This is a genomic window from Streptomyces sp. NPDC048192 (assembly GCF_043202415.1).
Classification (GTDB): Bacteria; Actinomycetota; Actinomycetes; order Streptomycetales; family Streptomycetaceae; genus Streptomyces.
The window spans coordinates 1-26,521 of record NZ_JBIDAL010000015.1; the positions used below are offsets into that span (position 1 = coordinate 1).

Genomic DNA, 26,521 nt, shown 5'->3' on the forward strand with positions numbered 1-26,521 from the left:
GGGCGGTGACCGGGAACTGGTCGGCCGGGTCGTGGAGCGGGTCAAGGAACGCGAACTCAAGGGCTACACCTACGAGGCGGCGGACGCGAGCTTCGAGCTGCTGCTGCGCGCCGAGGTCGAGGGCCGCCCGCTGAAGTACTTCGACGTGGAGTCCTGGCGGGCCATCGTGGAGGACCGCCCCGACGGCACCCACGCCAACGAGGCCACGGTCAAGCTGTGGGCCAAGAGCGAGCGGATCGTCGCCACCGCGGAGGGCAACGGCCCGGTCAACGCCCTCGACCGCGCCCTGCGCGTCGCCCTGGAGAAGATCTACCCGCAGCTCGCCAAGCTGGACCTGGTCGACTACAAGGTCCGCATCCTGGAGGGCGTGCACGGCACCTCCTCCACCACCCGGGTCCTGATCTCCACCTCGGACGGCTCCGGCGAGTGGTCCACGGTCGGCGTGGCGGAGAACGTCATCGCCGCGTCCTGGCAGGCGCTGGAGGACGCGTACACCTACGGGCTGCTGCGGGCGGGCGTCGAACCGGCCGAGTAGTCATAGTGGAGGCATGACCGACGCCGACGTGCTGTCCCGGGCCCGCGCCGCGACCCGGCTGCCCGCCCGGGACCTGGAGCGGGCCCGGCGCTTCTACGCCGACGTACTCGGCCTCCGGCCCGTCGACGAACGCCCCGGCGGGCTGCTGTACCGGTGCGGCGGAACCGAGTTCGTGGTGTTCCGCTCCACCGGCGCGTCGCCCGGCACCTTCACCCAGATGGGCTTCGAGGTCGACGACCTGGACGCGGTCGTCGCGGAGCTGAGGCGGCGCGGGGTGGTCTTCGAGGACGTGGACGCGCCCGGCTTCCGCACCCGCGACGGCATCGCCGAGGTCGAGGGCAACTACCCCAGCAAGGGCGCGCGCGGGGAGCGGGCCGCGTGGTTCCGGGACAGCGAGGGCAACCTGCTGGGGATCGGCGAGCCGGTCCGCTAGCCCCTGCCGTCGGCGGGCCCGTCGGGCGCTCAGGGCGCCCGCCAGATGTTGTCGAAGGCCACGTTCTCGATGCGGCGCCGCTCGCGCACGGCCCCCAGCTCGGTCACCGCGTCGCCGACCGCGACCAGGACGGTGACGACGGACTCGTCGCCCGGTTCCTCCTCGGGCGGCCGCTCGCCCTGGATGCCCAGGGTGGCGGCGAGCCCGGCGAGGACGGGCTCACGGGACCACCAGCGGTCGGCGGCGTGCCGGCGGGCCGGGGTGTCGGCGGCCGCGGCCTTGTCCGCCCGGTGCGGCCAGCGGTGCGGCTTGCCGGACAGCTGCCCCCCTGCGTCGAGCACGTCCCGGTAGGCGGTGGCGAGCCCCTCGCCCCGCCGCCACAGCCAGTCCTCGACCGTCTCGTACGGCTCCGCGCGCCGCAGCGCGGCCCCGGCCTCGTCCAGCATCCGGTCGCCCGTGGTCAGCACCGGGCCGGGCACGATCCGCTCACCGTCCAGGGTGAGCGCCCGCGCCCCGAGAAGGTCGATCAGTTCGGCCCCCGCCAGCGCCAGCGACAGATCACCCGCCTCGACGGGATGGTCGCCGGGCACGTCGAGACTGACGAGGAACAGATCCTGCGGTGTGGTCATACCCACCACCATGGTCCGTGGGCGCCCGATGCGCACCACGCCACACCCGTCCCGTTCAGCAGGACTCCTCGGCCAGCCGCTCGAAGGAGCGCCGGCTCATCGCCCGCCCGTCCGCCCACACCTGGCCGGGCCGCAGCCGGGCGATCTGCCCCGCGGTGAACTCCACGACCGCGTTGTAGGAGTCACCGGTGACGTAGTGCCCGAAGCCGAGGGTGTAGTCGTGCCCGGGCAGCAGCTCCTGCCTGCCGCGGTGCCGGGCGTGCCAGTGCCCGGGCGGGGCGAACAGCGGGAACTCGGCGTCCCCGCGCAGCCCCTCGCGCCGCGAGTCCCACCCGGTGGTCACCGGCCCGTCCCCGCCGCCGCGCGCCCGCCCCTCCAGGGACGGGCCCCGGTAGGCGTCGTCGCCGCACGGACGGAACACCGCGTACGGCGTCCCGTCCGTGCCGACGCGCACCCCCGCGAGCGGCAGGTCGACGGCTCCGCAGCCGCTCAGCAGCAGCATCCCGCCGGCGATCCCCGCCGCCACGGCCCCCGTGCGTCTCATGTGTCCCCTACCGCAGTGTCCACTTCTGGTTGGCGGCCCCGGTGCACGACCAGATCTGGGCCCGCGCCCCGTTCGCCGACGAGTTGTCGGTGACGTCGAGGCACTTGTCCGCCGCCGTATTGACCACGTCACCGGTCGAAGGGTTGTACGACCACTGCTGGGCGCCGGTTCCGTTGCAGTCGTACAACTGCACCTTCGCCCCGTCCGCCGTCGAGCCCGAGGTGACGTCCAGGCACTTGCCGAGCGCCTGGACGGACCCGTCGGGCTGGACCGTCCACTGCTGGGCCGCCGTGCCGTTGCAGTCGTAGAGCTGCACCGCCGTGCCGTTGGCGCTCGAACCGCCCGCCACGTCGAGGCACTTGCCGGCCAGGCCGACGAAGGAGCCGGTGCGGGCGCCGCCGCCGGACTGGGTGCCGGACCAGGTGAAGGTGGCCGAGGTCCGGGCGGGCAGCGAGTAGGTCGCGTGCTCGGAACCCCAGTCGATGGTGACGGTCTGCGCCGAGGAGGAGCCGTTGTAGGCGATCAGCGCCTTGCTGCCGTCGGGGTTGCGCCAGGCTACGTTGGGCACGGTGGTGGACGCCGTCGAGGCGATCCGCTGGGCGCCCGGCCGGACGAACTTGGTCAGGTGCCCCATGTCGTAGTACTCGACGGTGTAGTCGACCGTTCCGCTCGCGCCGTCGCCGTTGTGCACGGTGATCAGTCCGGTGCAGGTGCCGCAGCCGCCGTTGTGCGGGCCCATGTTCTGGTCCACGGCCAGCGACCACTTGGTCACCGACTTCGCCCAGTTGCGGGTGTAGTCGATGATGTTGGACATGTCCTCGCGCTGCTGGTCGGCGATCCAGGTGCCGCCGGAGTGCTCGGTGCCGAACGCGTCCAGCGCGGGGTACTTGTCGTGGATCGTGGTCTGCTCGCCGACGTCACCGCCGTAGCCGTGCCAGGCGATCCCGCCGAAGTTGGGGTGGTTGCGGATCGCCGGGTCGTCCACGGACAGGGCCGCGTAGGAGTCGTAGGTGTCCCAGTTCCAGTCGTGCGCCAGGACCTTGGTCGACAGGCCCGCCGACTGGAGCTGCGGCAGCAGGTCGTTCTTGAGGAAGTACTGGATGCCGGAGGCGTTCCAGCTCATCGACGGGTAGCCGGAGCAGCACGTCGGCTCGTTCTGCGGGGTCACGTACGAGACGTCGATCCCCTGCGCCTTGTACGCCTGCAGGTACTTCACGAAGTAGGAGGCGTACGCGCCGTAGTCCTCGGCCTTGAGCCAGCCGCCGTTGAGGGAGCCGCTGTCCTTCATCCAGGCCGGTGCGGTCCACGGCGAGGCCATCACGGTCAGGGACGGGTTGAGCTGGAGCGCCTGCTTCGTGAGCGGCACGACGTCGGCGAGGTCGTGGGCGATCGAGAACTTCGCCAGGGAGGGGTCGGTCTGGCCGGACGGCACGTCGTCGTACGTGTAGCCGTACCGCGCGAGGTCCGAGGCGCCCATCGGGTTGCGCAGGAACGAAAGACCGATGCCGTCGGTCGGCGAGAACAGCTTGCGCATGGTCGCGTCCCGGGTCGCCTGCGACAGCGCCCCGCTGCTGTTCATCAGCCAGGCCGCGGTGTCCGTGAAGGACGCGCCGCCGCCGGTGAAGGTCTGGTAGCGGGTGTTCTCGTCCACCGTGATGTTCGTGCCGCTGCCGCCGGTGCCGGACTGGAAGGCGAACGGCGTCTGTGCCTGCAGGCCGCGGACGACGTGCCGGCCGGCGGAGTCGTCGGTGGTGGTGAGCCAGGCCGTGACCTGCTCGCCGGCCGCGTGCGCGGGGGGTACGGCGGCGGTGAAGCCGGCGGCGGAGAGCAGCCCGGCCAGCAGCAGCCGGACTGTGCGGGGGGTTCTCCTCATGTGCGTCGCCCTTCCTCTCGGGTCGACTGTGGGGAAGTCGCCGCGAGGCACAACTGACGCGCCGTCTTGACGGGTTGGCGAGCCGTTAGTTAACTCACGGCGTGATCTAAGCCATGAGTGAACCATGAGAGCCGAGGGAAGGTCCATGCCGAGAACCGCCCTGCTCGTCTCCGGGGCTCTGCTCGCCGCCCTGTTGCCCCTGTCCGCCGCGGCGCACGCCGCCGACGACCCCGCGCCGACCCCCGTCGACCGCTTCGAGGGCGAGGTCCCCTTCGCCTCCCAGCCCGCCGACGGCATCTTCACCTGGGGAAGCGACGCGGACGACCCGCCCGCCCTGCGCCTCGCCGACCGCGCCGACGCCCCCGAGGGCGCCAAGGTCCTCACCGGCACCTACGACATCAGCGGCTACGGCGGCTTCACCCATGACTTCGCCGCGGACCAGCCGGCCCACGACTGGTCCGCCCACCAGGGCATCCGCTTCTGGTGGGAGGGCCGGGACAACGGCCGCAAGATCGCCTTCGAGATCAAGGACGGTGGCGCCAACGGCGAGGCCTCCGAGCTGTGGACGACCTCCTTCACCGACGACTTCACCGGCTGGAAGCAGATCGAGATCCCCTTCACCGACTTCCAGTACCGCACCGACTACCAGCCCGTCGGCGGCATCGACCACGTCCTCGGCCTGACGCAGATGTGGGGGTACGCCGTCACCCTCCCGGCCGGCACCAAGGGCGACTTCGCCATGGACGACGTCGAGCTGTACGGCAGGGCCGACCAGGCGCTGCACGCCTCCGTCGGCACCGACGCGCCCGTCTACCCCGTCAGGGCGGGCGGCACCGCCCGGGTCGAGGTCACCCTGGCCACGACCGGCGACCGGCCCGTGGACGAGCCGGTGACGGTCGCCTACGCCACCGGGGACGGCACCGCCACCGCCGGCCGGGACTACACCCCGGTCGAGGGCACCGTCACCTTCCCGGCCGGCACCGCCTCGGGCGCCACGCGGACCATCGAGGTGCCCACCCGGCCGAACCGGGCCCCCTCGGCCGCGCGGACGATCCCGCTGAAGCTCACGGTCACCGGCGCCAGGGCGCCCGCCGAGATGCCGCAGGTGGTGATCGACGCGCACGGACTGCCGTACCTGGACGCCAGGTTGCCCGTGAAGAAGCGCGTCGCGGACCTGCTGTCCCGCATGTCCCTTCAGGAGAAGGCCGGGCAGATGACCCAGGCCGAGCGCGGAGCGGTCGGCGGCGGCGCGGACGTCTCGGCCTACTCCCTCGGCTCGCTCCTGTCCGGCGGCGGCTCGACGCCCACGCCCAACACTGCCGGCGCGTGGGCGAAGATGATCGACGGTTTCCAGCTCAGGGCGCAGGCCACCCGGTTCCAGGTCCCGCTGATCTACGGCGTCGACGCGGTCCACGGCCACAACAACCTGGCCGGCGCCACGATCATGCCGCACAACATCGGCATCGGCGCGAGCCGCGACCCCCAACTCGCCCATGACACGGGCGCGGTGACGGCCGCCGAGGTGCGCGCCACCGGCATCCCCTGGGACTTCGCGCCCTGCCTGTGCGTGAGCCGCGACGAACGCTGGGGCCGCTCCTACGAGTCCTTCGGCGAGGACCCGGCCCTCGTGCAGTCCATGGAGACGATGATCCAGGGCCTCCAGGGCCGCGCCGACGGCCGTGACCTGAGCCGGAACGACAAGGTGCTGGCCACCGCCAAGCACTTCGTCGGCGACGGCGGCACCGCCTACGGCTCCTCCACCACCGGCACCTACACCATCGACCAGGGCGTCACCACGGTCACCCGGCAGCAGCTCGACGACATCCACCTCGCGCCGTACCGCACCGCCGTCCGGCGGGGCATCGGCACGGTCATGCCGTCGTACTCCTCCCTCGACATCGTCGGCGACGGCAAGGGCGCGGTGAAGATGCACGCCCGCGGCGACATGATCAACGGCGTGCTCAAGGACGGAATGGGCTTCGGCGGCTTCGTCATCAGCGACTGGAACGCCATCGACCAGCTCCCCGGCGACTACGCCACCCACGTCCGCACGGCGGTGAACGCGGGCGTCGACATGATGATGGTGCCGTACTCCTACAAGGACTTCACCTCCACGCTCGTCGACGAGGTGAAGGCGGGCCGGATCAGCGAGAAGCGGATCGACGACGCCGTCTCCCGTATCCTCACCCAGAAGTTCCGGCTGGGCCTCTTCGAGCACCCCTACGCCGACACCTCCGGCGCCGCGGCCATCGGCTCCCCGGCGCACCGGGCGGTCGCCCGCCGGGCAGCCGCGGAGTCGCAGGTGCTGCTGAAGAACAGCGGCGGGCTGCTGCCGCTGAAGAAGAGCGAGAAGGTCTACGTCGCCGGGTCCAACGCCGACGACCTCGGCAACCAGACCGGCGGCTGGACCATCACCTGGCAGGGCGCCTCCGGCACCCACACCCGGGGCACGACCATCCTCCAGGGCATGCGCGACGCGGGCGGGGACGTCACCTACTCCAAGGACGCCTCCGCCCCGACCGGCGGCTACGACGTGGGCGTGGTCGTCGTCGGCGAGACCCCGTACGCCGAGGGCGTCGGCGACGTCGGCAACGGCCACAGCCTCCAGCTGGCGGCGGCCGACCAGGCCGCCGTGGACAAGGTGTGCGCGGCCATGAAGTGCGTGGTGCTGGTGGTCTCCGGCCGCCCGCAGCTCATCGGCGACCGGCTCGGCGAGATCGACGCACTCGTGGCGTCCTGGCTGCCCGGCACCGAGGGCGAGGGCGTCGCCGACGTCCTGTACGGCAAGCGGCCCTTCACCGGGCAGCTCCCCGTCACCTGGCCGAAGTCCGAGTCCCAGCTGCCGATCAACGTGGGCGACGCCTCGTACGACCCCCAGTTCCCCTACGGCTGGGGCCTGACCACCCTCACCGACGCCCCCGAGGGCGGCACGGCCACCTTGAAGGCGCTTGGCGCGGCGGCGACGGCGGCCGAGCGCAGGGGCGACGACCGGGCCGGACGCGCGCTGGTGACCAAGGCGCGGCTGCTCGTGCAGAACCGGGTGGGGGAGCGGATGACACAGGCGGTGGCCAAGCCGTTCGCCGACGCCGACCATCTGCTGCTGACCGGGCGGTACGGGAAGGCGGTGGAGAAGCTGAGCGAGGCGTACCGGGCGGCGTAGCCCTGCCCCTATGACCGAGTATGGGAGGCTTCGGGTAGCTTCGAAGGATGAAGGCCGTCCTGCGGAACCGAAGCCTCCCCGCACTGCTGCTCGCCGTGCTCGCCCTGGTGGTGGCGACCGTCCTCGCTCCCGGGGCGAGCGCGGACACGAGCGTCTCCACCGTCGCCCAGGCCCTTCGCAAGAGCCCGGTCTACGTCGACCCGGCCGCCTCGGGCCAGCTGTCGAAGGCCGACGCCGACGCGCTCGCGAAACGCATCGAGGACGCGGACAAGCCGCTGTTCATCGCGGTCCTCCCGGCGGGCTACCCGACCGCGAACCTCTTCTCCGACCTGCGCGCGGCCACCGGTGTCACCGGCCTGTACGGCATCCGCCTCGGCGACCGCTTCGACGCCCGCGCCGACTCCTCCGTGATGTCGGCGACGGCCCGGCAGAACCTGGTCGGCAGCGTCCAGGGCGAGTCCGCCAAGGTCCAGCTCACCGACTTCACCGACCGCGCGCTGGCCCACATGGGCGGCCACGCCCCGAAGAGCTGGGGCGGCAGCGGCGGCGGATCCTCCACCACGGCGCTGATCGCGGTCGCCGCGGTGCTGGTGGCGGGCGGCGCCGGCGCCTACGCACTGGTGCGCCGCAACCGCCGCAGGCGCGAGGAGGAGCAGCGGGCCGCCCTCGACCGGCTGCGGGTGGTGGTGGACGAGGACATCACCGCCTTCGGCGAGGAACTGGACCGGCTCGACTTCCAGCCGGGCGAGCCCGGCGCCGACGACGCGATGCGCGCCGACTACGCCCACGCGCTGGACGCCTACGAGACGGCGAAACAGCGCATGGCCGCCGCGCGGCGGCCCGAGGACGTCCGGACCGTCACCGAGGCGCTGGAGGACGGCCGTTTCGCCCTGGCCCGCCTCGCCGCCCGGCGCGCGGGCCGCCCGCTGCCCGAGCGCCGCCCGCCCTGCTTCTTCGACCCGCGCCACGGCCCCTCGGTGACCGACGCGACCTGGACCCCGCCCGGCGGGGCGCCGCGCCAGGTCCCCGTCTGCGCCGCCGACGCCACCCGGCTGGCCGACGGCCGCGACCCGGTCGTCCGCGAGGTCGACACGGAGTACGGCCGCCGCCCCTACTGGGACGCGGGCCCCGCCTACGGCCCCTGGGCGGGCGGCTACTTCGGCGGTGGCATCCTGCCCGGCCTCCTCGTCGGCACGCTGCTGGGCAGCGTGATGGCCACCCCGTCGTACGCGGCCGACTACGGCTACGGGTACGGGGACTTCGGGGACGGCTACGGCGGTGACGCCGGCGGCGACTACCAGGGCGGCGACGTGTCCGGCACCGACTTCGACCCGGGCGACTTCGGAGGCGGGTTCGGCGACGGAGGCGGCTTCGGCGGGGGCGGTGACGGGGGCGGCGACTTCGGCGGAGGCTTCTAGTCCTTCCGGACCCCGGCCCGGCCCCGGCCGTCCGGCTCCGGGGCATCCGGCGTCTCCAGCGCCCCCAGCCGCTCCATCACCGCGGCCGCGAGGGCCAGCACGCCGCGCTCGGTCTCGCCCAGGGCGCCGAGCGCCCCGGCCAGCCAGGCGTCGCGGTCGGCCATGTCCTGCTCCAGGGCCGCGCGGCCGGCCCCGGTGAGCGACAGCACGGACCGGCGCCGGTCGTCCGTGCCGCGCTCCCGCACGATCAGCCCCTCGGCCTCCAGCTCGGCGTAGACCCGGGTCAGCGACTGCGGCCGCTGCCGCTCCGCCGCCGCGATCTCACCGGGCGTCGCGGGCCCGTACCGGTGCAGGTACCCGAGCACCGCGAGCTGGTTGGGGCTGAGGCTCCCTTCCCCGCGCTCCTGCCGCAGTCGCCGGTTCAGCCGGACGACGGCACGGCGCAGACGGGCGGCTTCGGAGAGGTGGTTCATGCGGCTGAATACTACGCGACTACTTACTATCTAGCCCCACTCGGCGGCTGTATCGTCAAGGAGTGCGCCAAAAACTCATACGCAACGCGTACGAATCTCTGCTGGCGATGACGGCGGTCCTGCTGTGCTGGGGAACCGTCCTGTGGCTGGAGGGCGCGGCGGGGCTGCACACCGATGTGCTCGTCCTGGCGGTCGCCCTGACCCTGACCCTGTTCTCGACCCAGCGCACCGCGCCCTCGCGCCGCAGGCTGGCGGCGCTCGTGCTGCTGCCGGCCACGGCCGCAGGCGCCCAGCTGCTGGGCCGCCTGATCATGCACCACTACGCGCTCGGCGCCGCCGTCTACACGGCGGGCATCTCCCTGTGCATCTGGATCCGCCGCTACGGCCCTGCCGCCACCAAGGCGGGCACGCTGCTGACCCTGCCCTTCGTGGCCCTGCTGATCGTTCCCGGACCGGCCCTGCCGTCCGAGGCCGAGAGCGGGCTGGTGAGCTGGTTCTGGTCGGCCGTGGTCGGCGTGCTGGCGTGCCTCAGCGTCTGGCTCGTCCAAGGGCTCGGCGACCGGTACGGACCCTGGCGCCCGGAGCCCGAGCGGGCGGCACCCCGCCGGGTCTCGCGGCTGCACCCTCGCCCCAGCACGCGGATGGCCGTTCAGATGGCGGCGGGTGTCGCGGCGGCGTTCGTGTGCGGCCGGCTGTTCTTCGACGACCACTGGCCGTGGGCGGTGCTGACGGCCTACGTGGCCGCGAGCGGCAACCGTGGCCGAACCGACGTACTCCGCAAGGGTGTCGAGCGGTTCGCCGGCGCGTCCGTGGGCACGCTGCTGGCCACCGGCGTGGCGGCCGTCGGCGTCACCGGGCACGCGGCGGTCGCGGTGATGTTCGCGGTCCTGGCCGTCGCCCTGTGGCTGCGCCCGCTCAACTACGGCTACTGGGCGGCCGGCATGACGACCGCCCTGTCCCTGCTCCTCGGCTACTTCGGCCAGGACGCGGTGACCCTGCTGCCGACCCGGCTGGCCGCGATCGCGCTCGGCGCCGGCCTGTCCGTGGCAGCGGCGTGGTGGCTACTGCCAGTCCAGCGCCGCCGACCGCAGGAACTCGCTCCACGTGGCGGGAGACAGAGTGAGGACAGGGCCGGCCGGCTGCTTTGAGTCACGGATGTGGATGGTGGCGGGGGTGGTGGCCATTTCCAGGCAGTTGCCGCCTTCGTCGCTGCTGTAGCTGGACTTGTGCCAGGCCAGTGCTGCGGTGTTCATGAGTCTCCTAGCAGTCCCCTCAGGAGGCGTTCGCTCTCGTCGCAGGAGAGCGCCTGTGACCGCAGCATCGCATACTTGTGGTTGTAGTAGCTGACCTCTTCTGGGTCGTCGATGAGGAAGCTCGCGCGCTGGACCTCCAGGTAGACGAGCCGTTCATGTTCCGGGGTCTCCAGGAGAACCATCGGGCCCGCGAGGGCCGCGTGCGGTGTGCGGTCCATGGGCATGATCTGAAGGCCCATGTGAACCGGCCGGGTGAACTCCAGGATCTGCCCGATCTGTTCACGCATGACGTCCGGACCGCCGACCGGCCGCCGCAGAATGCTCTCCTCCAGGACGAAGTGCCCCACGGGCGGCTGCTCGCGTTGCCAGATCAACTGCCGGTCCATGCGAGCCTGGACCCACTGATCGGCCGTCTCGCTGCCCAGTGCGGGATACCGGAAGTCGAAAACGGCCCGGCAGTAGTCCGGCGTCTGCAGGAGACCCGGAACGACCAGGGTCTCGTACGACAGGAAGCTGACCGCCTCCTGCTCGTGATCCACCAACCCCTGCGCGAACTGCACGATGCGATCCCGCACCGGCAGTTTCTCCAGCAGCACCGCCAACGCCCCGCCCGTGTCCAGCACTTCGTCGAACTGCTCGGCGCGGTGCGGCTGAAGCGCGAGCCGCCCCTGCTCGATGGAGGCCACCGTGTCGACGTGGAGGTTGACCTGCTCGGCCAACCCCTCCTGTGAGAGGCGGGCCTTCTTCCGGTAGTGGGCGACCAGCGCGCCCACCGCTTGCCAGGTACCGACCTTCTTGGGCATGCCTGTGCCCTTCCCCCGTGCCGTGCGGAAGCCCTCGTAGTGGAGCCGTAGAGAAAAGCTCTACGACCTCACTCAGTGGTCCAATCTAGTCACGGACGGTGACCCTCGTCCCGTGAACGAGGAAACTCGACTCGGCGAGATGCGCGTGGCGTTCTTCCGGCGGGACCGCAGGTCGGTGTGCGCGGCAAGGGAGTTCACGCGGGCGGTGATGAAGGACTGGCGGCAGCGGGCGCGGCAGGACGATGTGCTGCTGTGCGTCAGCGAGTTGGCCACCAACGCCCTGCTGTACGGCGTGCCGCCCGGCCGGGGTTTCTCCGTGCGGCTGTGCCTGCTGGACGGCGTGCTGAGACTGGAGGTGCATGACAGCGGGCCCGGCGCCGCGCGCCCGAGGGAGCCGGACCCGGAGTCGGAGGGCGGCCGGGGTCTGGTGCTGGTGTCGGCGCTGGCCGACAAGTGGGGCGTGGGGGAGCGGAACCCCGGGAAGTTCGTGTGGTGCGAGTTCGCGGGGTGACCGCATCCGGGCCGGCGGCGCTCAGGCCTGCTTGATGGCGGAGATCTCGAAGTTCAGCTTGATCTTGTCGGAGATCAGCACGCCGCCGGTCTCCAGCGCCGCGTTCCAGGTCAGGCCCCACTCCGAGCGCAGGATCTCCGCCTTGCCCTCGAAGCCGACGCGCTCGTTGCCGAACGGGTCCTTCGCGGCGCCGTTGAACTCCAGGTCGATGGTGATCTGCTTGGTCACCCCGAGCAGGGAGAGGTCGCCGGTGATGCGGTACTCGTCGCCGCCCACGGCCTCCGCCTTCGTGGAGCGGAACGTCATGACCGGGAACTCGTCGATCTTGAAGAAGTCGGCGGACTTCAGGTGGCCGTCCCGGTCGGCGTTGCCCGTCTCGATGCTCGCCATCTGGACGTCGATCGTGGCCGTGGACCGGCTCGGGTCCGCGCCGTCCAGGTGCAGCGTGCCGGTGAAGTCGTGGAAGGCGCCCTTGACGTTGGTGACCATGGCGTGCCGGGCGGTGAAGCCGATGGTGGTGTGCGCCGGGTCGATCGTGTAGTCGCCGGTCAGCGCGGAAAGGTCGGGGCTCGTCGCGGTCGGCGCGGCCGTGGCCTCGACGGTGCTGTCCTTGCGGCTGAAGATGCCCATGTCGTGCTCCCAGATCAGTTGAACGTTAAACCAAGTCGGTAGGTACGACGGTAGACCCATTCGGTTCGGTTTTCAACATCATCCGCAGGGTGATTTCACCATCGCGCGGAGTGATCTCGTACGCCCTCTGGCGGACGCGCGTAGAACTCGGGCACCATCTGCGTGCACCACCTGCACAGCCGCCCCACTGGAAGCACGGCCCGACGCAGGAAAGGTCCCCCATGAAACTCGCCAGACCCATGCGGCTCCGCTCCGTCCTGACCGCGCTCGCCTTGGTCGTCGCCCCCGGTGTCGCCGTCGTCGGCACCGCCACCGACGCCTTCGCCGTCACCAAGATCAGCCAGGCCACCGCCGAGTCGATGTTCCGTCAGGTCGGCATCACCTGGTCGTCCTCCGGCAACTGCACCGACCGCTACAACTCCACCTGCACGTCCTTCGAGCAGCTCAACCTCGCCACCGCCCAGGGCGCCCAGACCCTGAAGCGGGCCAGCGGCTGCGCCCTCAACATCACCGGCGGCACCGAGACCGGCCACGCCTCCGGCACCTACTCGCACTGGAACGGCTACAAGCTGGACTACGGCAAGAACACCTGCGTGACGTCGTACATCAAGAACAACTTCAGCTACATCGGCCTGCGCGGCGACGGCTATCCGATGTGGCAGTCCGCCTCCGGCAACGTCTACGCCGACGAGGGCACCCACTGGGACGCCCTGTACTACAACTGCGGCGGCTGCTGAGCGGAGCGGGCAGCAGGGCGGCCGGTCCCGTGGTGCGGTGGCCGGCCGCCGGACTTTTGTCCGGTATCGTCGGTGCGCCGGACCGGTGTGCTCCGTCCGGAGGACCGCCGTCCGGGGCTCCCGTCACCCCGGTGATGGCATGCCCGGGCCGCCGATGTGAGGTGGCTCTCCGGTGACGTATTTGTGGCCCTCTCACAACGCCGACGCCCTGTGAGCAGTCGGAACGGCTGCATGCGGCCGTGGTTCTGTTCACTGCTACCAGGAAAACGGGCCGGAGACTGTACGGAGTCGACGGCTCGCTTTCCTTGGTGTCCTTCGTAAGGTCGCTACATGACCGTTTTGGAAGAGACGACGGGTGAGCCCACCGGCGAGCCGACGGACGCGCGCGGGCGGGTCGCCGAACTGCACGAGATCCGTGCGCGGGCCGTGGCCGGCCCCAGCGAGAAGGCGACCGAGGCGCAGCACGCCAAGGGCAAGCTGACGGCGCGGGAGCGGATCGAGCTGCTCCTGGACCCGGGGTCCTTCCAGGAGGTCGAGCAGCTGCGCCGGCACCGGGCGACCGGGTTCGGCCTGGAGGCGAAGAAGCCGTACACCGACGGTGTGATCACCGGCTGGGGCACGGTCGAGGGCCGTACGGTCTTCGTCTACGCGCACGACTTCCGGATCTTCGGCGGCGCGCTGGGCGAGGCCCACGCCACGAAGATCCACAAGATCATGGACATGGCCATCGCCGCCGGTGCGCCCCTGGTGTCCCTCAACGACGGCGCCGGCGCCCGCATCCAGGAGGGCGTCTCGGCCCTCGCCGGCTACGGCGGCATCTTCCAGCGCAACACCAAGGCCTCCGGGGTCATCCCGCAGATCTCGGTGATGCTCGGCCCGTGCGCGGGCGGCGCGGCCTACAGCCCCGCCCTGACGGACTTCGTCTTCATGGTCCGTGACACCTCGCAGATGTTCATCACCGGCCCGGACGTGGTCAAGGCCGTCACCGGCGAGGAGATCACGCAGAACGGGCTCGGCGGCGCCGATGTCCACGCGGAGACCTCCGGCGTGTGCCACTTCGCGTACGACGACGAGGAGACGTGCATCGCCGAGGTGCGCTACCTGCTGTCGCTGCTGCCGCAGAACAACCGCGAGAACCCGCCCCGGGTGGACTCCTCCGACCCGGTGGACCGCCGCTCGGACGTCCTGCTGGACCTGGTCCCGGCCGACGGCAACCGGCCGTACGACATGGCCAAGGTCATCGAGGAGATCGTCGACGACGGCGAGTACCTCGAGGTCCACGAGCGCTGGGCCCGCAACATCATCTGCGCCCTCGCCCGCCTCGACGGCCAGGTGGTCGGCATCATCGCCAACCAGCCGCAGGTCCTCGCCGGCGTCCTGGACATCGAGGCGAGTGAAAAAGCTGCGCGCTTTGTCCAGATGTGTGACGCTTTCAATATCCCGATCGTCACCTTCCTGGACGTGCCGGGGTTCCTCCCCGGTGTCGACCAGGAGCACGGCGGAATCATCCGCCACGGCGCGAAGCTGCTGTACGCCTACTGCAACGCGACCGTGCCGAGGATTTCGCTGATCCTGCGCAAGGCGTACGGAGGTGCCTACATCGTCATGGACTCCCAGTCGATCGGCGCCGACCTCACCTACGCCTGGCCCACCAACGAGATCGCCGTCATGGGCGCCGAAGGCGCCGCGAACGTCATCTTCCGCCGCCAGATCGCCGGCGCGCCGGACCCCGAGGCCATGCGGGCGCGGATGGTCAAGGAGTACAAGGCCGAGCTGATGCACCCGTACTACGCGGCCGAGCGCGGTCTCGTGGACGACGTCATCGACCCCGCCGAGACCCGCGAGGTCCTGGTCAGGTCGCTGGCGATGCTGCACTCCAAGCACGCCGACCTGCCCTCCCGCAAGCACGGCAACCCCCCGCAGTAACCGAGCGGACCCGCCGCGGCAACCCCGCGGACCTCTCTCTCACGGAGACTGACACCCATGAGCACTCCCGACATCCGCGTCGAGAAGGGCCACGCCGAGCCCGAGGAAGTCGCCGCCATCACGGCCGTCCTCCTGGCCCGCGCGGCCGCCCGGCCCGCCCCCACGGCCCACCCCCACCGAGCCCGCGCCAGGGCCGCCTGGCGCCGCCTCGAACGCGAGCCCGGCTTCCGCGCCCCGCACAGCTGGCGCTGATCCTTCTCAGCAGGCGTACGGCCCCGCACTGACGAGAGCCGCCGACTCCGGTCCACGGAGCCGGCGGCTCTCGCCGTGTACTGGGCCGGCAGGTCCCGTCCGTGCCACGGCTCATTGATCCGGGCCACGGCCTGAGCGCGAGAGTTGCTCGCGCAGCCACGCGGGATCGGGGTTGGTGTGCGGCCGGCCTGCCAGGATGACGGTGGGCACGGTCTCGTTGCCGTCGTTGGCCGTTCTCACCGCTGCGGCGCCGGCCGGGTCGCGCCAGATGTCGACCCAGTGCATCCGGCGGGCGCTGCGGCCCAGTCGGATACGCAGTCGAATGCAGTATGTGCAGCCCGGTCGCCAGAAGACGACCGGCCGGCCGTCGACCGCGCTGCGGCGCTGTGCCTCCAGCACGCCGGTCGACCGCGGGAAGACAAGGGGCGAGTTCACGCCTGCGAGCAGCACGAAGACCAGCAGGACGGCTGCGGCCGCGCGAGGGCTGCCGCTCACGGTCAGGCCGGCCGCAAGGACTGAGCCGCAGAGCACCAGCAGCAGGGGCAAGGTCCACGAGCGTGTCATGAGGACGAAGGCTATCGATGAGTGGCTGTCGATGAGCCGAAACAGCCACCGAGGGGCGGCAACCCCCAAGGTTGCCGCCCCTCAGATGCTCACCATGCCGGGCAGTTACCGGAGCCGGGCCATCAGGGCGTGTTCGACCAGGGTGATCAGGGTCGACTTGGCGTCGGCGCGGTGGCGGGCGTCGGTGGTGATGATCGGGGTGTCGGGGCCGATCTGCAGCGCCTCCCGCACCTCCTCCGGAGCGTACGGCTGCTGCCCGTCGAAGCCGTTGAGGGCGATGACGAAGGGCAGGCCGCTGTTCTCGAAGTAGTCGACGGCGGGGAAGCAGTCGGCGAGGCGCCGGGTGTCCACGAGCACCACCGCGCCGATCGCGCCGCGGACCAGGTCGTCCCACATGAACCAGAAGCGGTCCTGGCCGGGGGTGCCGAAGAGGTAGAGGATCAGGTCCTGGTCCAGGGTGATGCGGCCGAAGTCCATGGCCACCGTGGTGGTGGTCTTGTCCCCGGTGTGGGTGAGGTCGTCGATGCCGGCCGACGCGGACGTCATGACGGCCTCTGTGCGCAGCGGGTTGATCTCCGAGACGGCGCCGACGAACGTGGTCTTGCCCACGCCGAAGCCGCCCGCCACCACGATCTTCGCGGAGGTGGTGGAGCGGGAAGGACCGCCGCTAGAGCTTGCGAAGTCCACTGAGCACCCTTTCGAGCAGTGTCACGTCTGGCTGGCCACCGGCGTTCTCGTCGCCGCCGGGCTGATGGATGGCGACCAGGCCCGCCTCCGCCAAGTCGGCGACGAGGATCCTGGCCACGCCGAGGGGGATTGTCAGGAGCGCGGAGATTTCCGCTACCGACTTGATCTCTCGGCAGAGGTTGCAGATCCGCTGATGCTCGGGCAGCTGGCCCTGCATCTGGTGCGGAGCGGCGGTGGTGTGCACCAGCGCCTCGATGGCGAGCTGGTAGCGCGGGCGGGTCCGGCCGCCGGTCATGGCGTACGGACGCACCAGGGGGTTGTTGGCCGCCGCGGCCGGCGCCGGCTCGGGGCGGCGCTGCGGCTGCACCGGCTGGATGCGCGGGGCCGGCGGCTGGTCGTACGGAGAGGGGCCGGGGCCCTGCGGGGCGTACGGCTGGCGGTGGCTCGGAGCGGAGGGGAAGTTGTACCGGTTCGCCGAGCCGTCGCCCTGGCCCTGGGCAGGGCCGTACGACCAGTTGCCCGGATGCGAACCACCTGGGGGTGTTGCCACTTTCTCCTCCTCCGACTGTGCCTGGCGCCCATCGCTGTGCACCGCGTCCCGAAACCTTACGGCCCCGGGACGCGAATACGCACCGTCCGATTCCTAGTTGAGAAGGCTGCCCTGGAGCTCAGCGCGCAGATCCGGGGTCAGAACCGTGCCCGCGCGGTCCACCAGAAGGGCCATCTCGTACCCGATGAGGCCGATGTCCGCCTCCGGGTGGGCCAGAACGGCGAGGGACGACCCGTCGGAGATGGACATGATGAAGAGAAATCCCCGCTCCATCTCCACAACCGTCTGGTTCACGCTGCCGCCCTCGAAGATGCGCGAGGCACCGGCGGTCAGCGAGGTCAGACCGGAGGCGACGGCCGCGAGCTGGTCGGCGCGGTCGCGGGGGAAGCCTTCGGACATCGCCAGAAGGAGTCCGTCGGCGGAGACCACCACCGTGTGGGACACCCCCGGGGTGTTGTCCACGAAGTTGGTGATCAACCAGTTCAGGTTCTGTGCCGCCTGGCTCATCGGGCTCACACTAACGCTCCTGGTTGTAGGTGCTGTCAGGACCGAAGCCCTGGCCGTTCGTTTCACTGCCTGCGCTGCGTCCGCGCTGGACGCCCCTGCGCAGGTTGCTCAGCCTGCCCCGGACGTCCTCCGGGGCACGGGAGACCTGTGGGCCCCCCTGGGGGGTGGATTCGGCGGCACCCGAGACCAGGTTGGCCTTGGGCACCCGCCTGGGCAGACCGGAGGCGGTGACCCCGCCTGCCTTGGGCTTCCGGAGCTGCGCCGCCTGCTGCCACCGCTCGTCGTTCTGCGAGCGCCAGCCGCTGTCGCCGCCTGCGTCCGGAGCGGGAGCCGGCGTTTCCTGCTGCACGTGCGCCCTGCCGGCCGCGGTGCCCGAGCCGTTGGAACCGCTCGCGACGGATCCGCGGCGGGGCAGCCCGGCGTCGGTCAGCTCGTGTGCGGCGGGAGATGCCGTTCCCGGACGGTCGAAGCCTACGCCGTCCGCCTCGCTCGCGTCAGCGGCCTGCGAGGACTCCGTTTCCGGAGCGTACTGGGCGGGATAGCCGTTCTGGTAGCCGTCCTGCTGAGGCTGCTGCGGCCAGTCGTCCTGGTACGCGGGGCGCGCGGCCGGCTCGGTGTACGCGGGGTCCGGGTAGCCGCCGTTCGCGGAGTAGCCGTCGCTCGGGGAGAAACGGTCGTTGGAGGAGTAGCCGTCGGTCTGCGGCAGATCGCCGGACGGCGCGTAGTACTGCTCCTCGTAGGGCTTGTCGTACGACGTCGCCTGCGGTGCCGCGTGGGCGCCCGTGGCCGGCTCGGCGTACGGCTCCTGGTACGCGGCCTGCTGCTCCTGGTACGAGGGCTCCTCGTACGCCTGCTGCCGCTCCCGGTAGCCGCTCTGCCCGTCGAACAGCGGGTCCTCGTAGCCGGGCGTCTCGGCGGACTCCTGCTGCCCACCGGACTGCTGGCCGTGCGACTGGGCCTCCAGGGCCGCCCGGCGCTCCTCGCGCATCAGGGAGCGGCCGACGGGGTCCAGCTCGCGGATGTCGTCGGGGACGTCCGCGTACCGGCTGTCGTCGAAGCCGAGTTCCGCGGCGGTGCGCATCGGCTGCAGCTGGTTGAAGTTCTCACCCTGGAACCGCTGCTCCGGGATGATCTGCGAGACGGTGAACTCCTCGCGGTCCAGCGGGGCCTCGCCGCCACCGCCGTGCGTGATCGCGTCGGGGAGCATGACCAGCGAGGTGGTGCCGGCCTGCTCGCCCGAGGGGCGCAGCTGGACGCGGATGCCGTGCCGGTCGGACAGCCGGCCGACCACGAACAGGCCCATGCGCTGGGAGATCGCGGCGTCCACGGTCGGCGGGTTGGCCAGCTTGTGGTTGATGTCCGCGAAGTCCTCGGCCGTCAGGCCGATGCCCTTGTCGTGGATCTCGATCATGATGCGGCCGTCGGGGAGACGGGTCGCGGTGACGCGGACCTTGGTCTGCGGGGAGGAGAACGTGGTCGCGTTCTCCAGCAGCTCGGCCAGCAGGTGCACCAGGTCGGTGACCGCGCGGCCGTGGATCTCGGCCTCCGGGACGCCGGACAGCTCGATGCGCTCGTACTGCTCCACCTCGGAGGAGGCGGCGCGCAGCACGTCGATGAGGGGGACCGGCTGGTCCCAGCGGCGGCCGGGCTCCTCGCCGGCGAGGACCAGGAGGTTCTCGCCGTTGCGGCGCATACGGGTCGCGAGGTGGTCCAGCTTGAAGAGGTTCTCCAGCTGGTCCGGGTCGGCCTCGTTGTTCTCCAGCTCGGTGATCAGGGTCAGCTGGCCCTCGATCAGCGACTGGTTGCGGCGCGAGAGGTTGGTGAAGATCGCGTTGATGTTGCCCCGCAGCAGGGCCTGCTCGGAGGCGAGCCGGACCGCCTCGCGGTGGACCTGGTCGAAGGCGCGGGCGACCTCGCCGATCTCGTCCTTGGTGGTGATCGGGATCGGGGCGACGCGGGTGTCGACCCGGCCGGGGTCGGTGCGGGAGAGCTGGTCGACCAGCATCGGCAGGCGCTGCTCGGCGATGCCGAAGGCGGCGTTGCGCAGCTGGCGCATCGAGCGGCTCATCTGCCGGGCCACGGCGCCGGCCAGGATGAAGGCGAGCAGCAGGGCCACCACGACGACGGCACCGGTGGTGATCGCCGAGTTCTTGGCGTCGTCGGCGATGCCGGAGGCCTCGTTCACCGCCTTGTCGGCCATGTCCGACTCGATCTTGCGGTACGCGTCGAACTTGAGGGTGTTGACCGCCCACCAGTTCTCGGGGGTGACGCCCCGGGCGGCCAGCTGCTGGCGCGCGACCGGGCTGGTGGTGTCCAGCGTGGCGAGGGCCGCGACCATGTCCTTGGGCGGCGCCACGTAGTTCGGGTTCTTGGCCTTGGCCTCCTGGGCCATCGCCTTGCCCTTGGCCGCGATGTCCGCCTTCTCGGCGTCCAGCCGGTCCGCGTCGGCCTGGGTGCCGCCGCCGAGGTACTCCTCGACGGCGATGCCCTCCAGGTAGGCGTAGGAGGACAGGGCGACGCGCTGGCTCGCCAGGTTCCCGGCGTCCGGACCCGGCTTGATCAGCATGTGCATGCCGATGGACCGCTCCAGCGACAGCGCCGCCTTGGTCAGCGAGATGGCGTAGACGGTACGGCCGTAGGAGGTGATGTTGCCGGTGCCCAGGCCCAGCTCGTTGGCGAACTCCATCAGCGGGTGGGCGACCTTGACGTAGCCCTCCTCGGTCTGCACGCCCGTGAAGTTGGAGGTGTAGGCGTCGGCGCGCAGCGTCCGCAGGAAGGGCTCGACCTTGCGGAACAGCTTCAGCCGGCGCTCCAGGCCGGACTTGTGCGGCATGTTCTGCGCGGCCTGGTCGAAGGCGTCGGCCGCCTTGTCGGTCTGGCTGCGGGCCTGCGCGACGATCGTCTTGTCGTCGGCGGACACGTTGCCCTTCAGCAGGGGAGCGGCGGTGGTGTCCCGCTCGTTGTAGAGGGCGTCGGCGTACGACAGCGACGCGCGTACCAGACGCGCGGTGTTCTCGGCGTCACGCGCCTGCTGCCAGGTGTCGATCGAGGTCTTCACCTGGAATCCGCCCATGACGAGGCCGACCGCCACGGGAATCAGCAGAATGGCGTTCAGCCGGGTCGGCACCCGCCAGTTGCGCGGGGAGAAACGGCCGCCGCTCGGCGCGGGAGTGGCGGCCGGCTCCGCACCGGTCACCGGGCTGGGAGCCGCAGCGCGCGGCGGCGGGGTGAAGTTGCCCCGTGCCGACGGCTCGGGACCGTTCTTGCTTCGCCTCACTCGACCAACAACCTCTCGGCGGTCGGCACCTACGTCGTGCCGCAGTCTCTCAGAGCCCGTTTCGTCGTCGACAGTTGAGTACGTCTTTGACTATTGGGCAGTTCAGGCATTCCAGCACGCGGACCAGCGCTCTTCCAAACAGTGGAAACCCCGTCGTGATGCTCTTGTAAGGCCCAGATAAAACGGTCATAAAGAGCGAGCCCCGGCAAAATGCGGGGCGATTGTGAGCACAGCGACACGGCCCGACCGCGCGGCGTGGTGATCCCGGGGGATTCCTCTGCCGAACTGTTATGAACACCGGAGCCGACCGTGTCAAAGGCCACAGTCGGCTCCGAGGTTCCTTTACGACAACTGCCGTATGTGACGTCGCACTTGAGTACGGACGCCGCTGCCTACTTGAGCCGGGCCATCAGCGCGTGCTCCACCAGCGTGATCAGCGCGCTCTTGGCGTCGGCCCGGTGCCGGGCGTCCGTGGTGATGATCGGGGTGTCCGGACCGATCTGCAGCGCCTCCCGCACCTCCTCCGGAGCGTACGGCTGCTGCCCGTCGAAGCCGTTGAGGGCGACGACGAAGGGCAGGCCGCTGTTCTCGAAGTAGTCGACGGCGGGGAAGCAGTCGGCGAGGCGCCGGGTGTCCACGAGCACCACCGCGCCGATCGCACCGCGGACCAGGTCGTCCCACATGAACCAGAAGCGGTCCTGTCCGGGGGTGCCAAAGAGGTAGAGGATCAGGTCCTGGTCCAGGGTGATGCGGCCGAAGTCCATGGCCACCGTGGTGGTGGTCTTGTCCCCGGTGTGGGTGAGGTCGTCGATGCCGGCCGACGCGGACGTCATGACGGCCTCTGTGCGCAGCGGGTTGATCTCCGAGACGGCGCCGACGAACGTGGTCTTGCCCACGCCGAAGCCGCCCGCCACCACGATCTTCGCGGAGGTGGTGGCCCGGCCCCCGTCAGAGCTTGCGAAGTCCACTGAGCACCCTTTCGAGCAGCGTCACGTCCGGTGCGCCGCCGTTGTTCTCGTCGCCACCCGGCTGGTGGATGGCGACCAGGCCGGCCTCGGCGAGGTCGGCGACCAGGATCCGGGCCACCCCGAGCGGCATGGCCAGCAGCGCGGAGACCTCCGCGACCGACTTGACCTCACGGCACAGGTGGCAGATGCGCTGGTGCTCCGGGAGCAGCCCCATGAGTGCTGCGGGGTCCGCGGTGGTGCTGATCAGCGCCTCGATGGCGAGCTGGTAGCGCGGCCTGGTCCGGCCGCCGGTCATCGCGTACGGACGGACCAGCGGCTGGTCGCCCTCGTCCCCGTACGGCTCCGCGTACGGATCATGATGGGCGGTGGGCGGGGTCATCGAATCCTCCGGGCGGGACAGCAAGTCGGTCAGTCAAGCCGTCGGACGGGGCCGGTGGGGGGATTGTGGCGGCCGGACGGTGTTTTCGTGAGGTGGGTGGTGCCGGGGCCGTTCAGTGGAGCAAACTGCCCTGCAGTTCGGCGCGCAGGTCCGGGGTGAGTACCGCCCCTGCGCGGTCGACGAGCAGTGCCATCTCGTAGCCGACAAGGCCGATGTCGCACTCGGGGTGGGCCAGGACCGCGAGGGACGACCCGTCCGAGACGGACATCAGGAAGAGGAAACCGCGCTCCATCTCGACGACCGTCTGCGCCACGTCGCCGCCCTCGAAGATCCGGGACGCCCCGGCGGTCAACGAGGTCAGGCCGGAGGCGACGGCCGCGAGCTGGTCGGCGCGGTCGCGCGGAAAGCCTTCGGACATCGCCAGCAGAAGGCCGTCGGCGGAGACCACCACCGTGTGCGACACCCCGGGGGTGTTGTCCACGAAGTTGGTGATCAACCAGTTCAGGTTCTGTGCCGCCTGGCTCATCGCTCTCAACTAACGCTCCTGCTGGTGAGTGGGGCTCGGGAAGCTGCCGGTCTGGCCGCTGCCGGCCTGACGGCCCTGAGCGATGCCCCGACGGAGGTTGGTCAGCCGTCCGCGCACGTCGTCAGGCGCACGCGAGACCTGCGGACCGCTTTGGTGCTGTTGCTGCTGAGCCGTGCCCGGGACGAGGTTCGCCCGGGGCACCCGGCGCGGCAGGCCGGAGGTGGTGACACCGCCCGACGCGGGCTGCCGGACGCGCTCGGCCTGGCGGACGAGTTCGTCGTTCGGCGAGGTGCGCCAGGAGCCGGTGGCGGATGAGCCGTTGGCAGTGCCGTTGGCACCGCCGTTGCCGTTCGCGCTGCGCTGCGGGGCCGGCGCCTGCTGCTGCGGCGCGGCCGGCGCCTGCGCACCGCCGTGGAACCAATTGGTCTCCAGCGTGTCGTACAGCGGCGTACGGCCGTCGCCCGGGCCGGTGGCCGGCGGCAGCGCCTCCGGCTCACGGTGCTGCGGCTGCGGGGCGGGCGGGCGCGGGGCGCCGAAGCCGTCCCGGCCGGCCGGCTGCGGACGCTCGAACTGGCCGGTGTGGGCCGGGTCCTGGCGTCCGGGCAGGGCGTGCCGTCCGGTGGAGCTGCCGTCGTAGCCGCCCTCGAAGCCCTGCGGCGCCGCGAACTGGCCGGTGCCGCGCGCCGGGTCGTCCTGGCGGGGCGCCGGGGTGCCGAAGACGTCGGAGCGGACGAACTGACCCGAGCCGGAGTCCTGCGGGTTGCCGGGCCGCTCGTACCCGCCGGGCAGCTGCGGGGCCTCGGGACGCTCGAACTGCCCGGTCTGCTGCGGGTTTCCGGGGCGCGGGAACTGGCCGGTCTGACCGGGGCCGTCCGGGCGGGCGTACTGGCCCGTCTGCTGGGGGCTGTCCGGGCGGGCGAACTGGCCGGTGTGCTGCGGGCCGTTGAAGTCCGGGCGCGGGAACTCGCCGGTGGCGGACGGGCCCTGGGCGTCGATGCGGGGTATCTCCGCGGTCGAGCCCGGGCCCTGCCGGTCGTCGACGCGCGGCATGCGCGCGGTGTGCGTGGGGTCCTGCTCGTCGTGGCCGCGCGGCGCGTCCAGCGAGGCACGCGACAGCGGGGCCTGGGCGTCACCCCAGTCCGGGGTGCGCTGGTCGCCGCCGGGCAGCTCGGCCCGCGCGCCGCCGCGCGGCGGCAGCTGCGGCTGGCGGCCCTGGTCGGAACCGGCGCCGGGCCGCTGCGGGCCACGGCCGCCGAAGGCGTCCTGCTGCGGGCCGCCGGGGTTCGCCGTCTGGAGGTTCTGCGGGGCGCCGGGCGCCTGGCCGCCGAAGCCGCCCGCACCGGAACCCGCGGGCACCGGCCGGCCCTGCGGGCCGGCGAGACCGGGGCCGCCGGGGCCGCCCTGGGGACCGCGGGCGCCGGGACGGCCGCCCTGGCCGGTGCCGGGCAGCGCGGCCCGGGGACCCTGGCCGGCGCCCACCTGGCCGCGCGGACCGGAACCGGAACCGAGCAGACCGCCGCCGGACGGGGCGCCGCCGAGGGCGCCGCCGTTGTTGCCGGCCGCCTGGCGGCGGGCCGCGGCCGCGCCTGCGGCGGCCTGTGCGGCGGCGGGGCCACCGGTGCCGACGGGCGCGCCCGGCTTGCCCGGAGCGGGCTTCTTGCCGCCCTGGGCCACGTCGACGGGCAGCATGACCAGCGCGGTCGTACCGCCGGAGTCGGACGGACGCAGCTGGATGCGGATGCCGTGCCGCTGGGACAGCCGGCCGACCACGAAGAGGCCCATGCGGCGGGAGACGGAGACGTCCACGGTGGGCGGCGAGGCCAGCCGCTCGTTGATCGCCGCGAGGTCCTCGGGGGACAGGCCGATGCCGGTGTCGTGGATCTCGATCAGCACGCGGCCGTCGGGCAGCGCATGACCGGTGACCTTGACCTTGGTCTGCGGCGAGGAGAACGAGGTCGCGTTCTCCAGCAGCTCGGCGAGCAGGTGCACGAGGTCGTTGACGACGCGGCCCGCGACCTCGGTGGTGGGGACGGCGGCCAGCTCGATGCGCTCGTACTGCTCCACCTCGGAGGCGGCGGCGCGGAGCACGTCGACCAGCGGGACCGGGCGGGTCCAGCGGCGGCCGGGCTCCTCACCGGCGAGGACGAGGAGGTTCTCGCCGTTACGGCGCATACGGGTGGCGAGGTGGTCGAGCTTGAACAGCGAGGACAGCTGGTCCGGGTCGGCCTCGCGGGACTCCAGCTCGGAGATCAGCGACAGCTGGCGCTGGATCAGACCCTGGGAGCGGCGCGAGAGGTTGGTGAACATCGCGTTGACGTTGCCCCGCAGCAGGGCCTGCTCGGCGGCGAGGCGGACCGCCTCGCGGTGCACGTCGTCGAAGGCCGCGGCCACCTGGCCGATCTCGTCCTTGGAGTGCACACCGACCGACTCGACGGAGGTGTCGACGTCCTGCGGGTCGGACTCCGACAGCTGCTTGACCAGCTCGGGCAGCCGGTCCTGGGCGACCTTGGTCGCGGTCTCCTGCAGCCGGCGCAGCGAGCGGATCATGGACCGGGCCACGACGAAGGCGCCGACCAGCGAGACGCCGAGCACGAGGAGGATGAGCGCACCGGAGATGATGGCGTCACGCTGGGTGGCGCTCTTCAGCTCGCGGGCCTTCTGCTCCATCTCCTCGAGCAGCGTGTGCTCGATCTTCTTCATCTGCTCGATCTTGGTCGAGCTGTCGTCCACCCAGTCGCGGTACGAGCGCGCGTTCAGGCTCTGCAGGCCGTCGGAGGAGTCGAAGACGCGCTTGGCGTAGGTGTCCGCCGCCTCGATCGTCGGGTTGCCCTCGTCGATCGGCTTGAGGAGTTCCTCGGCGTTGTTGTTCGCGTAGATCTTCCGGAAGATCGAGATCTCGGAGTTCTCGCTCTGGTACGCCGACTGGCCGTAGAGGCGGTCGTTCGTCGACAGGTCGCCCTTGACGTTCGTGGTCGCGGGCAGCGCGGCGGCGATCGTGGCGCGCTGCACGGAGGCGTACTCCTTGGCGGTGGAGAAGGCCGCCAGGGCGCGGGTGCGCGAGATCATCTCCGGGTTGCTGGACGCCTGGGCCATGTCCTGGGACAGGTCGATCAGCTGGGTGATCAGCCGGTGGTAGGCCTCGATCGTCTGCGTCGAGTTGCCGTGCTGCTGATACGCGCTCTTGCGGATCTTGGCCAGCTGGTCGAGCTGGTTGAAGATGCCGACGAGGTTGTCGCGGACGCCCTGGAGCTGGCCGTCCTTGCTGGCGTCGTCGATCTCCTGGGTGGAGTTCTCGAAGTTCGCCAGAGCCCGGTCGGTCTTGTCCCGGTAGCCCTTGACCGTGTAGTCGCTCGCGTTGAGGCCGTGCGCCAGCGGGCCGGCCGACTGGTCGCGCTCCTCCTGGAGCGCGGCGGCCAGTTCGGTGGCCTGCTTGGTCATGTCCGTCAGCAGCTTCATGTTGTCGAGCTGCTGGATGTCGGTGATGTTCTGGTCGATGCGCAGCGCGCCCAGCGAGGTCGCCGCGACCACGGGCAACGCGAGCAGCGACACCAGGCGCGTGGAGATGCGCCAGTTGCGCAGCGCCAGGCGCGAGCCGGGGCCGCTCGGGCCCTTGGCGGGCTTGATGGGCGGCGTGGGGGCGGCGCCGGAGCCGCCGGCCGCCGTGGCCGTCGACGAGGACGACACGCCGGGGCGTCCGGGGCGGTCACCACCGTCCGCCGAAGGGGCCGGGCCCGGGTTCTGGGCGTGCTGGGGCGAGGAGCTGCCCTTCATGGGGCCAGTTCCGTCGTGCGACTCCGGCTCCGCCGAAGCGCTGCCATCCCTCTTGAAACGTCCCTGCACTAGCGTCGCAACCTCTGGACCAGGCACCCCCCCGCGTGAACGGAGG

At 71.4% G+C, this 26,521-nt stretch carries 25 protein-coding genes; 9 read left to right on the forward strand and 16 right to left on the reverse strand.

The features are described 5' to 3' along the window. Positions 1 to 535: alpha-isopropylmalate synthase regulatory domain-containing protein (locus ACGFZN_RS29150; protein WP_393861453.1), on the forward strand; the 535-nt coding region annotated here is incomplete at its 5' end. 13 nt (positions 536 to 548) lie between these two features. Beyond that, on the forward strand, positions 549 to 968 hold the full coding sequence (locus ACGFZN_RS29155; RefSeq protein ID WP_393861454.1) for a VOC family protein: 420 nt from the start codon (positions 549 to 551) through the stop codon (positions 966 to 968). A gap of 29 nt (positions 969 to 997) precedes the next feature. Here ACGFZN_RS29155 and ACGFZN_RS29160 read toward each other — a convergent pair whose 3' ends face one another. Genes ACGFZN_RS29160 through ACGFZN_RS29170 form a run of 3 tightly spaced genes read right to left on the reverse strand, consistent with a single transcriptional unit; the run spans position 998 to position 4,014 of the window. After that, on the reverse strand, positions 998 to 1,597 hold the full coding sequence (locus ACGFZN_RS29160; RefSeq protein ID WP_393861455.1) for a GPP34 family phosphoprotein: 600 nt from the start codon (positions 1,595 to 1,597) through the stop codon (positions 998 to 1,000). Positions 1,598 to 1,652: 55 nt separating this feature from the next. Next, positions 1,653 to 2,141: a hypothetical protein gene (locus ACGFZN_RS29165; protein WP_393861456.1), complete on the reverse strand. Its 489-nt coding sequence runs from the start codon at positions 2,139 to 2,141 to the stop codon at positions 1,653 to 1,655. Positions 2,142 to 2,148: 7 nt separating this feature from the next. After that, on the reverse strand, positions 2,149 to 4,014 hold the full coding sequence (locus ACGFZN_RS29170) for a ricin-type beta-trefoil lectin domain protein (protein WP_393861457.1): 1,866 nt from the start codon (positions 4,012 to 4,014) through the stop codon (positions 2,149 to 2,151). Positions 4,015 to 4,159: 145 nt separating this feature from the next. Here ACGFZN_RS29170 and ACGFZN_RS29175 point away from each other — a divergent pair, with 145 nt between their 5' ends. Then, entirely contained in the window at positions 4,160 to 7,174 is a 3,015-nt protein-coding gene (locus ACGFZN_RS29175; protein WP_393861458.1) for a carbohydrate binding domain-containing protein, read from the forward strand. Positions 7,175 to 7,221: 47 nt separating this feature from the next. Further along, a complete protein-coding gene (locus tag ACGFZN_RS29180) occupies positions 7,222 to 8,592 on the forward strand; it encodes a hypothetical protein (RefSeq protein ID WP_393861459.1) in 1,371 nt (456 codons plus the stop codon). On the opposite strand, the gene ACGFZN_RS29185 is transcribed toward ACGFZN_RS29180, so the two are convergent. Then, positions 8,589 to 9,065 (reverse strand): MarR family winged helix-turn-helix transcriptional regulator, encoded by a 477-nt coding sequence (locus ACGFZN_RS29185; protein ID WP_393861460.1) that lies wholly within the window; start codon positions 9,063 to 9,065, stop codon positions 8,589 to 8,591. The two genes, ACGFZN_RS29180 and ACGFZN_RS29185, sit on opposite strands and share 4 nt — an antisense overlap. Before the next feature lie 62 nt (positions 9,066 to 9,127). On the opposite strand from ACGFZN_RS29185, the gene ACGFZN_RS29190 reads away from it, so the two are divergent. Then, positions 9,128 to 10,213: an FUSC family protein gene (locus ACGFZN_RS29190; RefSeq protein ID WP_393861461.1), complete on the forward strand. Its 1,086-nt coding sequence runs from the start codon at positions 9,128 to 9,130 to the stop codon at positions 10,211 to 10,213. Here ACGFZN_RS29190 and ACGFZN_RS29195 read toward each other — a convergent pair. Together ACGFZN_RS29195 and ACGFZN_RS29200 are read right to left on the reverse strand one after the other, a co-directional pair. Continuing rightward, complete coding sequence (locus ACGFZN_RS29195; protein WP_393861462.1) at positions 10,127 to 10,318, reverse strand: DUF397 domain-containing protein; 192 nt, start codon at positions 10,316 to 10,318, stop codon at positions 10,127 to 10,129. The two genes, ACGFZN_RS29190 and ACGFZN_RS29195, sit on opposite strands and share 87 nt — an antisense overlap. After that, the gene (locus ACGFZN_RS29200; protein ID WP_393861463.1) at positions 10,315 to 11,121 is read right to left on the reverse strand and encodes a helix-turn-helix domain-containing protein; all 807 of its coding nucleotides are present in this window, start codon (positions 11,119 to 11,121) and stop codon (positions 10,315 to 10,317) included. Before ACGFZN_RS29200 ends, ACGFZN_RS29195 begins: the two co-directional genes overlap by 4 nt. Positions 11,122 to 11,233: 112 nt before the next feature. Here ACGFZN_RS29200 and ACGFZN_RS29205 point away from each other — a divergent pair, with 112 nt between their 5' ends. Beyond that, complete coding sequence (locus tag ACGFZN_RS29205) at positions 11,234 to 11,632, forward strand: ATP-binding protein (protein WP_393861464.1); 399 nt, start codon at positions 11,234 to 11,236, stop codon at positions 11,630 to 11,632. A 21-nt stretch (positions 11,633 to 11,653) separates the two neighbouring features. Here the strand turns inward: ACGFZN_RS29205 and ACGFZN_RS29210 are convergent, their stop codons facing one another. Next, positions 11,654 to 12,262 carry a YceI family protein gene (locus ACGFZN_RS29210; RefSeq protein WP_393861465.1) on the reverse strand — a complete coding sequence of 203 codons (609 nt, stop codon included), beginning with the start codon at positions 12,260 to 12,262 and terminating at the stop codon, positions 11,654 to 11,656. A 239-nt stretch (positions 12,263 to 12,501) separates the two neighbouring features. Here ACGFZN_RS29210 and ACGFZN_RS29215 point away from each other — a divergent pair, with 239 nt between their 5' ends. The 3 genes from ACGFZN_RS29215 to ACGFZN_RS29225 all read left to right on the forward strand — a co-directional run bounded on the left by ACGFZN_RS29215 (position 12,502) and on the right by ACGFZN_RS29225 (position 15,177). Beyond that, complete coding sequence (locus tag ACGFZN_RS29215; RefSeq protein WP_393861612.1) at positions 12,502 to 12,999, forward strand: hypothetical protein; 498 nt, start codon at positions 12,502 to 12,504, stop codon at positions 12,997 to 12,999. Between the two features lie 330 nt (positions 13,000 to 13,329). Further along, positions 13,330 to 14,925, forward strand: a complete 1,596-nt coding sequence (locus tag ACGFZN_RS29220) for an acyl-CoA carboxylase subunit beta (protein ID WP_393861466.1) — start codon at positions 13,330 to 13,332, stop codon at positions 14,923 to 14,925. Between the two features lie 57 nt (positions 14,926 to 14,982). Then, positions 14,983 to 15,177 (forward strand): acyl-CoA carboxylase subunit epsilon, encoded by a 195-nt coding sequence (locus ACGFZN_RS29225; protein ID WP_330337621.1) that lies wholly within the window; start codon positions 14,983 to 14,985, stop codon positions 15,175 to 15,177. Between the two features lie 111 nt (positions 15,178 to 15,288). On the opposite strand, the gene ACGFZN_RS29230 is transcribed toward ACGFZN_RS29225, so the two are convergent. The 9 genes from ACGFZN_RS29230 to ACGFZN_RS29270 all read right to left on the reverse strand — a co-directional run bounded on the left by ACGFZN_RS29230 (position 15,289) and on the right by ACGFZN_RS29270 (position 26,475). After that, complete coding sequence (locus ACGFZN_RS29230; RefSeq protein WP_393861467.1) at positions 15,289 to 15,741, reverse strand: glutaredoxin domain-containing protein; 453 nt, start codon at positions 15,739 to 15,741, stop codon at positions 15,289 to 15,291. Between the two features lie 105 nt (positions 15,742 to 15,846). Then, positions 15,847 to 16,428, reverse strand: a complete 582-nt coding sequence (locus ACGFZN_RS29235) for an ATP/GTP-binding protein (protein WP_110630992.1) — start codon at positions 16,426 to 16,428, stop codon at positions 15,847 to 15,849. Next, positions 16,409 to 16,978, reverse strand: coding sequence for a DUF742 domain-containing protein (locus tag ACGFZN_RS29240; RefSeq protein ID WP_393861468.1), 570 nt, complete (start codon positions 16,976 to 16,978; stop codon positions 16,409 to 16,411). Before ACGFZN_RS29240 ends, ACGFZN_RS29235 begins: the two co-directional genes overlap by 20 nt. Before the next feature lie 93 nt (positions 16,979 to 17,071). Then, positions 17,072 to 17,485, reverse strand: coding sequence for a roadblock/LC7 domain-containing protein (locus ACGFZN_RS29245; protein ID WP_004983065.1), 414 nt, complete (start codon positions 17,483 to 17,485; stop codon positions 17,072 to 17,074). Positions 17,486 to 17,495: 10 nt separating this feature from the next. Then, a complete protein-coding gene (locus ACGFZN_RS29250) occupies positions 17,496 to 20,762 on the reverse strand; it encodes a nitrate- and nitrite sensing domain-containing protein (RefSeq protein ID WP_393861469.1) in 3,267 nt (1,088 codons plus the stop codon). Between the two features lie 392 nt (positions 20,763 to 21,154). Beyond that, positions 21,155 to 21,730, reverse strand: a complete 576-nt coding sequence (locus tag ACGFZN_RS29255; protein ID WP_069778535.1) for an ATP/GTP-binding protein — start codon at positions 21,728 to 21,730, stop codon at positions 21,155 to 21,157. Next, positions 21,711 to 22,109: a DUF742 domain-containing protein gene (locus ACGFZN_RS29260; protein WP_009190816.1), complete on the reverse strand. Its 399-nt coding sequence runs from the start codon at positions 22,107 to 22,109 to the stop codon at positions 21,711 to 21,713. Before ACGFZN_RS29260 ends, ACGFZN_RS29255 begins: the two co-directional genes overlap by 20 nt. Before the next feature lie 112 nt (positions 22,110 to 22,221). After that, entirely contained in the window at positions 22,222 to 22,635 is a 414-nt protein-coding gene (locus tag ACGFZN_RS29265) for a roadblock/LC7 domain-containing protein (RefSeq protein ID WP_005479910.1), read from the reverse strand. Between the two features lie 9 nt (positions 22,636 to 22,644). Continuing rightward, complete coding sequence (locus ACGFZN_RS29270; protein ID WP_393861470.1) at positions 22,645 to 26,475, reverse strand: nitrate- and nitrite sensing domain-containing protein; 3,831 nt, start codon at positions 26,473 to 26,475, stop codon at positions 22,645 to 22,647. Positions 26,476 to 26,521: the final 46 nt, after the last annotated feature.